Here is a 12,285-nt window from a genome sequence, read left to right on the forward strand (position 1 = left end):
GAAGTGTATTCTACCAAATTTCGCCCCTTTTTGGGAAAGGCATTATTTGCTTAAAGTCAGGTGTGGTTGTTCCAAATAGACTTCGGATTGCATTTCGATCATACGGCTGGCTGTACGGGTAAATTCTTCGGCAAAATCGCCTTCAACGTAAATATCGTTTACGCCAACTGCGCTGGTGGCACACAATTTCACACGGAAATCGTATAAAACGTCAATTAACCATGTCAGGCGGCGTGCTTCTGCTTTTTCTTGAGGGGTTAGGCGTTCTAATCCTGAAAGGAAAACCATCTCGTAATGTTCGGCTAAATACAGATAGTCAGCTTGTGAGCGCGGGCCAAAACATAATGCGCGGAAATCAAACCAGATGGCGCGTTCTGACTGGGCTTTATGGGGAATTTCCCGTCCATGAATAATGCTGATGCCTGGGTTTAATTCAGAGATTCCGCTCATTTCTTTAAATAAAGCAGCCAGTTTTTGCTCGTTCTCTTCATTATTGGGCACAAAGAAAATTTCGGCAGGACGTAGTGTGCGCAATCGGTAATCTTCGCCACCATCTACATTTAAAACGGTCAGGTTGGACTCGATAAGGGCGATGGTTGGTAGAAAGCTGCTGCGGTTTTGGCCTTGAGGATAGAGTTCGGATGGGGCGTAGTTGGAAGTGGCTACCAAGACTACACCTTCACTCAACAGGTTTTCCAGCAAACGGCCCAAAATCATGGCATCAGCAATATCACTGACATGGAATTCGTCAAAGCATAATACGCGTGTTTCTTTGGCAATTTCTGTTGCAACGGCTTTTAAAGGATTTGCTTCACTCTTTAAAGCTTTTAGTCGTTGATGAATTTCGGCCATAAAGGCATGGAAATGCACGCGACGCTTACGACGATAAGGGAGGCAGCCGAAAAAAGCATCCATCAAAAAGCTTTTACCGCGCCCTACGCCGCCATAAAAATAGAGTCCTTTAGGTACTTGAGGGGAACGCAAGCTACGGCCGAGAAAACGGTTGCGTTTGCGTTTGAACATCATCAGCTCGGTCCATAAGCGATCCAAATATTCAATGGCTCGTGCTTGTGCTTCGTCACGGATGAAGTTGGGTTGTTCGGCGGCGGCCTGATACCAAGTCAATGGGCTGTGGTTTTCAAATGGCGGTGGCGTAAATAGTTGGTCTCTATTGCTCATGTATAACCTTTATTATGTTTTGCTGGCGATAGTCGAAACATCTTCCGCAATAATTTGGACAGTAGTCGGAATGATGTTCTCATTACGGAATGGTCGGTCTATTATAAATGATTTCAGACGGCCTGCGTTTTTTGCAAAGGCTTTGTTGTCAATATAGTTGGAAAAGTGTGCGATTAAGGTGCAAGTAAAAAGGGCTGGCTTTAGTATTTTTGAAAAAACAAAAAAACGCCGCATTTCTGCGGCGTTTTGCTACTAAGTATTAATGAGCACTTTCTTGCAATGCCAAGTCTACACGCTCACGCAACTCTTTACCCGGTTTGAAGTGAGGAACATGCTTTTCTGGCACTTCCACGCGTTCACCGGTTTTCGGGTTGCGCCCGATACGGGCAGGGCGGTGGTTCAAGTCGAAGCTGCCGAAGCCGCGGATTTCGATACGTTGTCCACGAGCTAGTGAGCGGGTCATGGTATCAACCAAGACTTTTACACTGTATTCGACATCTTTAGCCAGCAGTTGGTTGCCATTTTTTTCGGCAAACACTTCTGCAAGGCGAACCATCAATTCAGACTTCGTCATGTCTGCAACCTTATTCTTGGTCGCCGGACAGTTTGGCTTTCAGCAAGTCGCCCAAGCTGGTAGTACCGGCATTGGCAGTTGCAGCGGCGTTAACTGAATTCAGCGCTTCGCGGTTTTCTTTAGCGTCTTTCGCTTTAACAGACAGACGGATACTGCGGTTTTTGCGGTCAACGGTAACGATAACGGCTTCAACTTCGTCGCCTTCTTTCAGTTTGGTAGTCAGGTCTTCAACGCGGTCAGCGGCGAATTCAGAAGCAGGCAGGTAGCCTTCAACTTCTTCAGACAGAGCGACTACGGCACCTTTGGCGTCAACAGATTTCACAGAACCTTTAACCAAAGAACCTTTGTCGTTTACGCTGATGAAGTTGCCGAACGGATCACCTTCCAGTTGTTTGATACCCAAAGAGATGCGTTCTTTTTCAACGTCGATGGCCAATACAACGGCTTCAACTTCTTCGCCTTTTTTGTATTTGCGTACAGCTTCTTCGCCGGCTTCAGTCCAAGACAGGTCGGATAAGTGAACCAGGCCGTCGATGCCGCCAGGCAGACCTACGAATACGCCGAAGTCAGTGATAGATTTAACTGCGCCGGAGATTTTGTCGCCTTTGTTGTGGTTGGCCGCAAACTCTTCCCAAGGGTTAGCTTGGCATTGTTTCATACCCAAAGAGATACGGCGGCGGTCTTCGTCGATTTCCAGAATCATGACTTCAACTTCGTCACCCAGTTGAACAACTTTGCTTGGGTGTACGTTTTTGTTGGTCCAATCCATTTCGGAAACGTGTACCAAACCTTCGATGCCTTGTTCGATTTCAACGAACGCACCATAGTCGGTCAGGTTGGATACTTTACCGAACAGGCGGGTACCTTGTGGGTAACGACGGGTCAGGCCGCTCCAAGGATCTTCGCCCAGTTGTTTCATACCTAGGGAAACGCGTTGTTTGTCTTGGTCGAATTTCAGGACTTTGGCTTCTACTTCTTGACCAACTTCCAAAACTTCGCTTGGGTGTTTCACACGGCGCCATGCCAAGTCGGTGATGTGCAACAGACCGTCGATGCCGCCCAAGTCAACGAATGCACCGTAATCGGTGATGTTTTTAACGATACCTTTGATAACTGAACCTTCTTGCAGGTTTTCCAGCAAGGCTTTGCGTTCTTCGCCCAAAGTGGCTTCCAGAACAGCGCGGCGAGACACAACAACGTTGTTGCGTTTTTTGTCCAGTTTGATCACTTTGAATTCAATTTCTTTGCCTTCGAAGTGAGAAGTGTCTTTTACAGGACGTACGTCAACCAAAGAACCCGGCAGGAATGCGCGGATGCTGTTGATCATAACAGTCAGACCACCTTTGACTTTGCCATTGATAACGCCGGACAGGATGTCGCCGTTTTCCATAGCTTCTTCCAAAGCGATCCAGTCGGCAGCGCGTTTGGCTTTTTCGCGGGACAGTTTGGTTTCGCCGAAGCCGTTTTCAACAGATTCGATGGTAACGGTAACGAAATCGCCAACTTTAACTTCAATCTCGCCCTGAGCGTTTTTGAATTCAGCAACATCAATCAGAGATTCTGATTTCAGACCTGCGTTAACGGTAACGAAGTTTTGATCGATGCCGACTACTTCGGCAGTAATCACTTCACCTGGGTTCATCTCTTGCAGGGTAAAGCTTTCTTCCAGCAGCTGGGCAAAATTTTCCATAGTCATATATACTCTTTTCGGTACACCGCCAAGGGGTGCGGGTTAGGTTTGAAATGACCTGCCGTCCTTGGCGCGGCAGGTTGGGAAATGTTTTCAGACGGCCTTGTTATTAGGGTCAACAGGCCGTCTGAAATGAAAACTTCGCGATTATACTCCAAATTTTAAACTTTATGATACCAATCAAGCACTTTTTTTACAGCTTCTTCGATAGAAAGGTTATCAGTATCTAAAAGCAGGGCGTCGGGAAGCTGTTTCAACGGAGCAACAGGGCGGCGGCGGTCTGCTTCGTCGCGCGCTTCAATGTCCGACAGAATACGCTCGAATGCCACGCCTTCGCATGGGATACCGAGTTGTTTGGCACGACGTTGGGCGCGAACATTGGCACTTGCAGTCAGGAAGATTTTTAATGCGGCATCAGGGAAAATAACCGAGCCGATATCTCGGCCGTCGGCGACCAAACCTTTCTCAGTCAGGAAATCGCGTTGGCGCTGCAAAAGGGCAGTACGCACTTTAGGCAACTGCGCGACGACAGATGCACCCATGCCGATCGCTTCGGTACGGATTTGTTCGGATACATCTTCGCCGTTTAATAACACGATGCTGCCTTCAAATTGTGCGGGCAAAGTTTCTGCCAGTGTGCTGACGGCATCTTCATCTGTCCAGGCAACATTTTGTTTTTGTGCGTAAAGTGCGGTCAGGCGGTAAAGCGCACCGGAGTCGAGGTAAAGAAAACCCAAGGCTTCGGCTACGCGTGAGGCAACCGTCCCTTTGCCGGATGCGCTGGGGCCGTCGATGGCGATGACTTTTTGCTTGAGGCTCATGTGTTCTCCTGAATGCGATAGGTATTTGAATTAACCGTTTATTATACGTTGCTTTGGCCGTCTGAAAACGAAAATTTTTGTGTGATTTGAATTTGAGGAAAAAGTGGTTCGGCCTTATCGGGTATAATGGCCAAAATCATAATTTAACCGCTTTGTCTGATTGTTCGGGCCGTCTGAAATAACGGGTCGGGAACGGTCTTAGAATTTAGAAACATTATGTTACAAACCGATAATCTTACTTCTGCACAACCTCAGCGTATTATCACTGCTCAAAATATTTCCGCTCAGGAAGAATTGCTTGAACGCGCTTTACGTCCGAAAACTTTAGACGGCTATATCGGGCAGGATAAAGCAAAAGAGCAGTTGGCCATTTTTATTCAGGCGGCGAAAAAACGTGGCGAAGCGCTTGACCACACTTTGCTGTTTGGCCCTCCGGGTTTGGGTAAAACTACTTTGGCGCACATTATCGCCAAAGAGTTAGGCGTTAATTTGCGCCAAACCAGCGGCCCGGTTTTGGAACGTGCAGGCGACCTTGCAGCCTTGTTGACCAATCTCGAGCCGCATGATGTGCTGTTTATCGATGAAATCCACCGTTTAAGCCCAGTGGTTGAGGAAATCCTTTATCCTGCGCTTGAAGATTATCAGTTGGACATCATGATAGGCGAAGGACCGGCCGCGCGTTCGGTCAAAATCGATTTGCCGCCGTTTACATTGGTAGGCGCGACGACCCGTGCCGGTATGCTGACCAATCCTTTGCGCGACCGTTTCGGTATCGTGTCCCGATTAGAGTTTTATCAAAACAAAGATTTGGCAACTATTGTTGCCCGTTCTGCACAATTGTTGCAGTTGGATATGGGCGACGAGGGCGCGATGGAAGTGGCCAAGCGCAGCCGCGGTACGCCGCGTATTGCCAACCGCCTTTTGCGACGTGTGCGCGATTATGCCGATGTAAAAAACAATGGTGTCATTGATGCGGAAATTGCCGATGCTGCCTTGAGTATGCTGGATGTGGACGGGCAAGGTTTGGATGTGATGGACAGGAAATTCCTTGAGGCGATTTTGCACAAGTTCAGCGGCGGTCCTGTCGGTTTGGAAAACGTGGCTGCTGCGATTGGCGAATCGACCGATACCATCGAAGATGTGATTGAGCCTTATCTGATTCAACAAGGCTTTTTGCAGCGCACACCGCGCGGACGCGTAGCAACCGAACGAGCTTATCTGCATTTCGGCTTGAAGGTTCAAGAATAATAATGAAGGCCGTCTGAAAACTGCTTTCAGACGGCCTGATACTTTCAATTTTATATGATTGTCGGCAAATATCTGCCGATAATCGGTTAAAATGTTCCCCTTTTCTTTTTTGAAGTTTCCCCATGAATATCTTATCCGTAGAAAATGCTTCTTTTGCCGTCGGCCACGTCGCCTTGCTCGACAAAACTTCTTTTCAACTCGACAGCGGTGAGAAAATCGGTTTGATCGGTCGTAATGGTGCGGGTAAGTCTTCGTTTTTAAAAATCCTCGCCGGTGTACAAAAGCTCGATGACGGGCAGATTATTGTCCAAAACAACCTCAAAATCGTTTATGTGCCGCAGGAGTCCTTTTTTGATAAGGACGCAACCGTATTTGATACCGTTGCCGAAGGTTTGGGCGAAATTCGCGATTTATTGCGCCGTTATCATCATGTCAGCTATGAGTTGGAAAATGGTTCGAGTGAGGCTTTGTTGAAAGAGCTCAACGAATTGCAACTTGAAATCGAAGCGAAGGATGGCTGGAAACTGGATGCGGCAGTCAAGCAGACTTTGGGAGAACTGGGTTTACCGGAAAACGAAAAAATCGGCAACCTCTCCGGCGGTCAGAAAAAGCGCGTCGCCTTGGCGCAGGCTTGGGTGCAAAAGCCCGACGTATTGCTGCTGGACGAACCGACCAACCATTTGGATATCGATGCGATTATTTGGTTGGAAAATCTGCTCAAAGCGTTTGAAGGCAGCTTGGTCGTGATTACCCACGACCGCCGTTTTCTGGACAATATCGCCACGCGCATCGTCGAACTCGACCGCGGCATTCTGCGCTCCTATCCCGGCTCGTTCTCCAAATACAGCGAGAAAAAAGCGCAGGAATTGGCGGTTGAAGCAGAACACAACCGCCTCTTCGACAAATTTCATGCTCAGGAAGAAGCGTGGATACGTAAAGGCATCGAAGCGCGCCGTACCCGTAATGAAGGCCGCGTGCGCCGTTTGGAAGAGCTGCGCCGCCAGCGCGCCGAGCGCCGCAATGTACAAGGGCAGGTCAACTTTAAGCTCGACAGCGGCGAAAAAAGCGGCAAAATCATCGCCGAATTGGAACACGCTTCTTTTGCCTATGGCGACAAAGTCATCATGGACAAATTCTCCGCCATTTTGCAGCGCGGCGACAAAATCGGCTTAATCGGTCCAAACGGTATCGGTAAAACCACCTTCCTCAAGCTGATTTTGGGCGAATTGCAGCCGACCTACGGCAGAATCCGTATCGGTAGTAAGCAGGAAGTTGCTTATTTTGACCAGTTCCGCAGCGCCTTGAATGAAAACGACACTGTGTTTTACACGCTCGGACAGGGCAACGATTACGTTGAAGTCGGCGGTAAGAAAAAGCATGTGATGAGCTATTTGGAAGATTTCCTGTTCCATCCAGCCCGCGCACAAAGTCCCGTTTCATCGCTCTCCGGCGGCGAACGCAACCGCCTCCTGTTGGCAAAACTCTTTACCCGTCCTGCTAATATTTTGGTCTTGGACGAACCGACCAATGACTTGGATATCGACACCCAAGAGCTGCTTGAAGACTTGCTGCGAGATTATCAAGGCACGGTATTCCTTGTTTCGCATGACCGTATGTTCTTGGATAATGTGATTACCCAAAGCATTGTTTTCGAAGGACAAGGCCGTCTGAAAGAATACATCGGCGGCTATCAGGACTATATCGACGCAAAATCGCGGGAAGATAAAATTCAGACGGCCTCTGTGCCTAAAGCGGTTGCCGAGCCTGAAAAAGTCAAACCCAAAGCCAACCGCACAGTCAAACTTTCCTACAAAGAGCAGCGCGAACTCGACGCGCTACCCGACGAAATCGCTGCTTTGGAGACCGAGCAGGCTGAAATCAATACCCAGCTTTCCGATCCTGAAATTTTCAAAGCTTACGAAAAAGCAGGTGCGTTACAAAGCAGGGCTGAAGAAATTGAGATGTCGCTTTTGGAAAAGCTGGAACGCTGGGAATGGCTGGAAGCGAAACAAAATGGCGAAGCGGTTTAAATTTGGAATTTTGTCCCAAAGTAGGGCAAATATTTTTCTAAATCATGCCGTCTGAACCCCGAATATTCAAAAACAAGGTCTACAACCAACATGAAAAAAGTCGAGAAAAACGTATTGGTGCTGCATAGCGCTAAGGAAATGTTTGAGCTAGTGGACAAAGTTGAGGACTATCCAAAATTTTTGCCGTGGTACAGCAAGACCGAAGTCATCGAACGCAAAGGCAACGAGCTCAAAGCGCGCCTGTTTATGGACTATATGCGCGTCAAACAGTCGTTTGCGACGCACAACCACAATATCCCGGGGCAGGAAATCCGCATGGATTTGCTCGAAGGGCCATTTAAAACCCTGCGCGGCACTTGGAAATTTATCGATTTGGGCGATGATATGTGTAAAGTCGAATTCAGATTAGAATACGATTTCTCCAATGCCGTACTCTCTGCCATGATTTCCCCGGTGTTCGGCCATCTTGCCGGCACGCTGGTGGATGCTTTTATTAAAGAGGCCGACCGCCGCTATGCTTGAGATTGAAATTGTTTACGGACTGGCCGATAGGCAAGTGTTGAAGGGTATGACCGTTACCGAAGGTACAACCGTACGCGAAGCCGCCCTGCAAAGCGGTTTGGAGGTAGAGTTTCCAGAGTTGGATTTGCAACAAGCGCCTTTGGGTATTTTCGGCAAGGCGGTGAAAGACGAGACGGTGTTGCGCGATGGCGATCGGATTGAAGTTTATCGTCCATTGTTGATCGATCCGAAAGAAGCGCGACGTAAACGCGCCGGGCAAGAATAAATCCAAGGCCGTCTGAAACTTTTTCAGACGGCCTGTCAAACTGAAAGAACAGTAATGAGCTTGAAAATTAAATTAATCGTCGGTTTGGGCAATCCAGGCCAAGAATACGAACAAACGCGCCACAATGTCGGCTTTTGGCTGTTGGACGAACTGGCGTGGAAATGGAAAGTCAATTTTAAAGACGAAAAGAAATTTTACGGCGAAGTAGCGCGCGCTGCTACGCCTGATGGCGATGTTTGGCTGCTCAAACCCATGACTTTTATGAACCGCTCCGGTCAGGCAGTAGCAGCTTTGGCTCAGTTTTACAAAATCAAGCCGGAGGAAATCTTAGTGGTTCATGACGAGCTGGATATTCCATGCGGCCGTATCAAATTCAAACTTGGCGGCGGCAACGGCGGACACAACGGCCTCAAAGACATTCAGGCTCGTTTGGGTACGCCTAATTTTTACCGCCTGCGCTTGGGTATTGATCATCCGGGCGACCGTAATCTGGTTGTCGGTTATGTGTTGAATAAACCGTCGGCGGAACATAGACAGCAAATTGATGATTCCATCGCCAAATCCCTGCAAGGATTGCCGGCCGTGTTGAATGGCGAATGGGAAGAAGCAATACGTTTTTTGCACAGTAAGTAAGCCGAATGGGCAGCTTTGCACATCATGTTCAGACGGCCTGAAAACAGACGGCGCAGTCTGGCTAGCGATAAACTAATTAAAGAAACAGTAAATATGAACGAACTGACCAGCCTGATGCAGACCGAAGCCCCAGGCATTGTTGGCGAAACATTAGACTTCTGCCTTTACGAATGCAGTATTGAAGATGCCCCAAATGCAGAAGAAGTGGAACAATGGCGTGATATTTTGAAGGCGCGGGGTGGGAAATTTGTCCGCTTGGCAAGTATTTGCCAAACATGGCTGGATGAAGAGGCCGAAAAATGAAAGCCTTACCATTAAACAAATTTACTGTCGCTGCCTTAATCTGGTTTGCCGCCGCCATTTATGCCTTACTTTTCAAAGAGGGCGGTAATAGCCCGCCGCCATTTCCCCATTTTGATAAAGTCGGCCATTTCGGACTGTTTTTCGGTCAGGCATGGTTGTGTGCAAAAATATTTATTCAAGACAATAGGAATATTCCCTATAAAGGCATTCTGTTTGCCGCTTTATTATTTGCAGTAGGAAGCGAGCTGGCTCAGGCATTTCTGACTGCTACGCGCCAAGGTTCGATCGCGGACGGTATTGCCGATATGGCAGGTACGACTGCAGCGCTGTGGTTTGCAGCAAAAGTAAAAGCAGCAAAAAGTTAGATATATTTAAAAAACTTAAAGGCCGTCTGAAATCCTGAGAAACAGGTTTCAGACGGCCTTTTGTTACTTGATATTTGAAGCAATGATTGCTTCATGCCAAGTATTCAAATATTAGAATTTTATGCGTACACCGGCAGATACTTCGTGAGTATGGAGCTTAACGTTATTGATCTTGCTCCAATGGTTATAGCGATAGCCTGCATCCAATGCAACGTTAGGTGTTACTTCGTAGCTTACGCCAGCCATTGCTCCAACACCAGTTTTAGTATCACTGCGTTCATAATATGAATTAGCTGTCTCAACTTTTGTTGAAGCATGATTAACAGCCACATGAGCACCTACCCCAACAATTATTCTGATTGTATTTTCTTGTGGAAAATTAAGCAAATCTAAAAATGTTTTAGCTGTTGTAAAACCGCATTTATAAAAAACACTGTAACAAATCGTTTAAGAACAAACGGCCTTGCTCTGTCGGGTGGAACACGGTCGGGTCTGATTCAAGCAGGCCTTTTTGTCTGGCGGTTTCGATTTGTGCCATGATTTTTGCAGTGGGTACACCGGTACGTTCTTGCAGCATTGCGGCAGGTACGCCGTCGGTCAGGCGTAGGGCGTTCATCATGAATTCAAATGGAAGGTCTTCGGCAGCAACAGTTTTGCGTTCGACTGCTTCATGCGGATTGCTCTGCATGGCGGCAAGATAGTCGTTGGGATGACGGCGGCGGACGGTGCGTTCGATATGGTCGGGATAGGAGATTTTGCCGTGCGCACCCGCGCCTATCCCTAAGTAATCGCCGAACTGCCAATAGTTCAAATTATGGCGGCACTGCATGGCAGGTTTTGCAAAAGCCGATGTTTCGTAGTGGATAAAGCCTGCGCCTTCCAATTCGCCGTGTACGGCATCTTCAATATCCAATGCTGCTTCATCTTGCGGCAAACCTTTTGGCGGCGTATGACCGAAAGGCGTGTTCGGCTCCATGGTCAGATGATATGCGCTGATATGCGATACGCCTGTTGCAATAGCGGTTTGCACATCGTTTAAGGCTGTCTGAACCGTTTGGTTTGGCAGGGCATACATCAAATCGATATTGACTTTTTCAAATAATTTCAAGGCAGTATCAATGGCTGTCAGGGCTTCTTTGCCATTGTGAACGCGTCCCAATCGAGCAAGCATATCGTCGTTAAAACTTTGTACGCCGATAGACAGACGTGTAATGCCTGCGTCTTTAAATCCTTGAAACTTCTCAATTTCAAATGTGCCCGGATTGGCTTCCAAAGTAATTTCCGCTTCGGGTTGCAAGCGCAACAGCGAACGCACGCTGCTTAACAAGCGGTCAATCGATTCCGCTTGAAACAGGCTGGGTGTACCGCCGCCGAAAAATATGGTTTCCACCGGTCTGCCCCAAATATTGGGCAATTCAAGCTGCAGGTCGGTTAATAGGGCATCGATATAGGCTTCTTCCGGCAGGCCGTTTTTCAGGCTGTGGGAATTGAAGTCGCAATACGGGCATTTTTTGATGCACCAAGGAATATGGATATAGAGTGATAAAGGAGGTAGGGCGGTTAGCTGGCCGGGGCGTTGGAAGGTGATTTGGGTCATGATATGTGTTGAGGCTCGAGGCCGTCTGAAATTTTTAGGGCCTTATTTTAACTGAAATGTCGGCCGGGAAAGTAATCAGTAGGAAATTTGCGAAGTCTAAGCGCTCAAAAAAGCTTCAATTTCTTCTTCTGATAATTTGGAATTGCAGACAAATTTTATTTTGCCTTGTGAGATGTTGAGTAATGCGGGAACAGTTTTGATGCCGTGTTGTTCACGAAAAGTTTTTAAAGCTATTTTGTTGCTGCTGTCGGTAAAGCGGATGGTAAGTTGTTTGTTTAAGGAAACGGTAGACAGTTTTGCAACAAAACGGCGACAGTATGAACAGCTTGGTTTGCCTAAAAAGACGATAGCAGTTTCTTGACCGTCAATGAGTTGCAGAAGTTCGTCAGGTGTGGTTGGGATGAAGGCAGCAACGTGTTTTGCAAAGGCTGCCAATTCTTCAGGTGTGGGCATGGGAATGAATGTGAGGTAGGCCGTCTGAAGGTTTCAGACGGCCTGTTGTTTTTATGTAGTTAAAGTCTTTTGCGCATCCAAGATGAGAGTTTGGGTGCACCGAATAGCAGGAAAATGCCGATAAAAAGCTGCGCGATGTTAGCAAGTATACCGGCTTGGTTTTGTGCGCCGAGATCCGCCCAAACGGATGTGTGTGTGTCGATAGCAATAGACTGTACAAAAAGATAGAGAGAGAACTGGTAAATTAGGTCGGGGATAGCTTGGAAAACAGTATATATGCCTATTAATACAATACCGGTCGTCAGCCATGGTGCAGGGTGTTTGGGGGCTTCCTGTACGATTTGCAGATGTTCGGGCAACAGGCGGTTGGCAATGGCGGCAGGGAAACACCATAGCAGCAGCCATGCAATTAAATACAAGCCGTAGAGCATCAGTACGGATGAGATTTGTTTGCTGTCATACATGCTCTCTGTCTGTACGAATATGGTCGCGATGCTGCCAAGCGTTTGTACGATACCGATTAAAACGACCAAGCGGATGGCGACAATCAAGATTTGCTTAGGGGACATGGATTTCTTCCATTATTTGTTGGATTTAGAACATCT

At 47.6% G+C, this 12,285-nt stretch carries 15 protein-coding genes; 7 read left to right on the plus strand and 8 right to left on the minus strand.

What is annotated here, in order from left to right:
• Window positions 1–42: 42 nt before the first annotated feature.
• The 4 genes from zapE to cmk form a co-directional block, all read right to left on the minus strand.
• The gene (gene zapE / locus HMPREF2675_RS02525) at window positions 43–1,179 is read right to left on the minus strand and encodes a cell division protein ZapE (RefSeq protein WP_070813965.1); all 1,137 of its coding nucleotides are present in this window, start codon (window positions 1,177–1,179) and stop codon (window positions 43–45) included.
• 259 nt (window positions 1,180–1,438) lie between these two features.
• Window positions 1,439–1,753, minus strand: coding sequence for an integration host factor subunit beta (locus tag HMPREF2675_RS02535; protein WP_003678992.1), 315 nt, complete (start codon window positions 1,751–1,753; stop codon window positions 1,439–1,441).
• Window positions 1,754–1,763: 10 nt separating this feature from the next.
• Window positions 1,764–3,449, minus strand: a complete 1,686-nt coding sequence (rpsA, locus tag HMPREF2675_RS02540) for a 30S ribosomal protein S1 (RefSeq protein WP_003678994.1) — start codon at window positions 3,447–3,449, stop codon at window positions 1,764–1,766.
• Window positions 3,450–3,604: 155 nt separating this feature from the next.
• The gene (gene cmk / locus HMPREF2675_RS02545) at window positions 3,605–4,264 is read right to left on the minus strand and encodes a (d)CMP kinase (protein WP_070813967.1); all 660 of its coding nucleotides are present in this window, start codon (window positions 4,262–4,264) and stop codon (window positions 3,605–3,607) included.
• A 216-nt stretch (window positions 4,265–4,480) separates the two neighbouring features.
• Here cmk and ruvB point away from each other — a divergent pair, with 216 nt between their 5' ends.
• The 7 genes from ruvB to HMPREF2675_RS02580 all read left to right on the plus strand — a co-directional run bounded on the left by ruvB (window position 4,481) and on the right by HMPREF2675_RS02580 (window position 9,630).
• Entirely contained in the window at window positions 4,481–5,512 is a 1,032-nt protein-coding gene (ruvB, locus tag HMPREF2675_RS02550) for a Holliday junction branch migration DNA helicase RuvB (protein WP_070585489.1), read from the plus strand.
• 122 nt (window positions 5,513–5,634) lie between these two features.
• Window positions 5,635–7,542, plus strand: coding sequence for an ATP-binding cassette domain-containing protein (locus HMPREF2675_RS02555; protein WP_070813968.1), 1,908 nt, complete (start codon window positions 5,635–5,637; stop codon window positions 7,540–7,542).
• A gap of 90 nt (window positions 7,543–7,632) precedes the next feature.
• Entirely contained in the window at window positions 7,633–8,064 is a 432-nt protein-coding gene (locus tag HMPREF2675_RS02560) for a type II toxin-antitoxin system RatA family toxin (protein WP_003683270.1), read from the plus strand.
• Complete coding sequence (locus HMPREF2675_RS02565) at window positions 8,057–8,329, plus strand: RnfH family protein (RefSeq protein WP_070649640.1); 273 nt, start codon at window positions 8,057–8,059, stop codon at window positions 8,327–8,329. Before HMPREF2675_RS02560 ends, HMPREF2675_RS02565 begins: the two co-directional genes overlap by 8 nt.
• Window positions 8,330–8,383: 54 nt before the next feature.
• Complete coding sequence (gene pth / locus HMPREF2675_RS02570) at window positions 8,384–8,962, plus strand: aminoacyl-tRNA hydrolase (protein ID WP_070813969.1); 579 nt, start codon at window positions 8,384–8,386, stop codon at window positions 8,960–8,962.
• Between the two features lie 93 nt (window positions 8,963–9,055).
• Window positions 9,056–9,265 carry a dioxygenase gene (locus tag HMPREF2675_RS02575; protein WP_070813970.1) on the plus strand — a complete coding sequence of 70 codons (210 nt, stop codon included), beginning with the start codon at window positions 9,056–9,058 and terminating at the stop codon, window positions 9,263–9,265.
• Window positions 9,262–9,630 carry a VanZ family protein gene (locus HMPREF2675_RS02580; RefSeq protein ID WP_070813971.1) on the plus strand — a complete coding sequence of 123 codons (369 nt, stop codon included), beginning with the start codon at window positions 9,262–9,264 and terminating at the stop codon, window positions 9,628–9,630. The genes HMPREF2675_RS02575 and HMPREF2675_RS02580 overlap by 4 nt, the downstream gene beginning before the upstream one ends.
• 111 nt (window positions 9,631–9,741) lie before the next feature.
• Here HMPREF2675_RS02580 and HMPREF2675_RS11495 read toward each other — a convergent pair whose 3' ends face one another.
• The 4 genes from HMPREF2675_RS11495 to HMPREF2675_RS02595 form a co-directional block, all read right to left on the minus strand.
• Window positions 9,742–10,017, minus strand: a complete 276-nt coding sequence (locus HMPREF2675_RS11495; RefSeq protein ID WP_283127779.1) for an opacity family porin — start codon at window positions 10,015–10,017, stop codon at window positions 9,742–9,744.
• 34 nt (window positions 10,018–10,051) lie between these two features.
• Complete coding sequence (gene hemW, locus HMPREF2675_RS02585) at window positions 10,052–11,227, minus strand: radical SAM family heme chaperone HemW (RefSeq protein WP_070813972.1); 1,176 nt, start codon at window positions 11,225–11,227, stop codon at window positions 10,052–10,054.
• Between the two features lie 96 nt (window positions 11,228–11,323).
• Complete coding sequence (locus HMPREF2675_RS02590) at window positions 11,324–11,662, minus strand: thioredoxin family protein (RefSeq protein WP_283127780.1); 339 nt, start codon at window positions 11,660–11,662, stop codon at window positions 11,324–11,326.
• A 77-nt stretch (window positions 11,663–11,739) separates the two neighbouring features.
• Entirely contained in the window at window positions 11,740–12,249 is a 510-nt protein-coding gene (locus HMPREF2675_RS02595; protein WP_070813974.1) for a hypothetical protein, read from the minus strand.
• Between the last annotated feature and the right edge of the window lie 36 nt (window positions 12,250–12,285).

Source organism: Neisseria sp. HMSC061H08, from assembly GCF_001836795.1.
Lineage (GTDB): Bacteria > Pseudomonadota > Gammaproteobacteria > Burkholderiales > Neisseriaceae > Neisseria > Neisseria subflava_A.

Excerpts from the sequence above, each read along its gene's own strand:
- zapE (WP_070813965.1), bottom strand. The coding sequence starts at position 1,179 with ATGAGCAATAGAGACCAACTATTTACGCCACCGCCATTTGAAAACCAC.
- HMPREF2675_RS02535 (WP_003678992.1), bottom strand. The coding sequence starts at position 1,753 with ATGACGAAGTCTGAATTGATGGTTCGCCTTGCAGAAGTGTTTGCCGAA.
- rpsA (WP_003678994.1), bottom strand. The coding sequence starts at position 3,449 with ATGACTATGGAAAATTTTGCCCAGCTGCTGGAAGAAAGCTTTACCCTG.
- cmk (WP_070813967.1), bottom strand. The coding sequence starts at position 4,264 with ATGAGCCTCAAGCAAAAAGTCATCGCCATCGACGGCCCCAGCGCATCC.
- ruvB (WP_070585489.1), top strand. The coding sequence starts at position 4,481 with ATGTTACAAACCGATAATCTTACTTCTGCACAACCTCAGCGTATTATC.
- HMPREF2675_RS02555 (WP_070813968.1), top strand. The coding sequence starts at position 5,635 with ATGAATATCTTATCCGTAGAAAATGCTTCTTTTGCCGTCGGCCACGTC.
- HMPREF2675_RS02560 (WP_003683270.1), top strand. The coding sequence starts at position 7,633 with ATGAAAAAAGTCGAGAAAAACGTATTGGTGCTGCATAGCGCTAAGGAA.
- HMPREF2675_RS02565 (WP_070649640.1), top strand. The coding sequence starts at position 8,057 with ATGCTTGAGATTGAAATTGTTTACGGACTGGCCGATAGGCAAGTGTTG.
- pth (WP_070813969.1), top strand. The coding sequence starts at position 8,384 with ATGAGCTTGAAAATTAAATTAATCGTCGGTTTGGGCAATCCAGGCCAA.
- HMPREF2675_RS02575 (WP_070813970.1), top strand. The coding sequence starts at position 9,056 with ATGAACGAACTGACCAGCCTGATGCAGACCGAAGCCCCAGGCATTGTT.
- HMPREF2675_RS02580 (WP_070813971.1), top strand. The coding sequence starts at position 9,262 with ATGAAAGCCTTACCATTAAACAAATTTACTGTCGCTGCCTTAATCTGG.
- hemW (WP_070813972.1), bottom strand. The coding sequence starts at position 11,227 with ATGACCCAAATCACCTTCCAACGCCCCGGCCAGCTAACCGCCCTACCT.
- HMPREF2675_RS02595 (WP_070813974.1), bottom strand. The coding sequence starts at position 12,249 with ATGTCCCCTAAGCAAATCTTGATTGTCGCCATCCGCTTGGTCGTTTTA.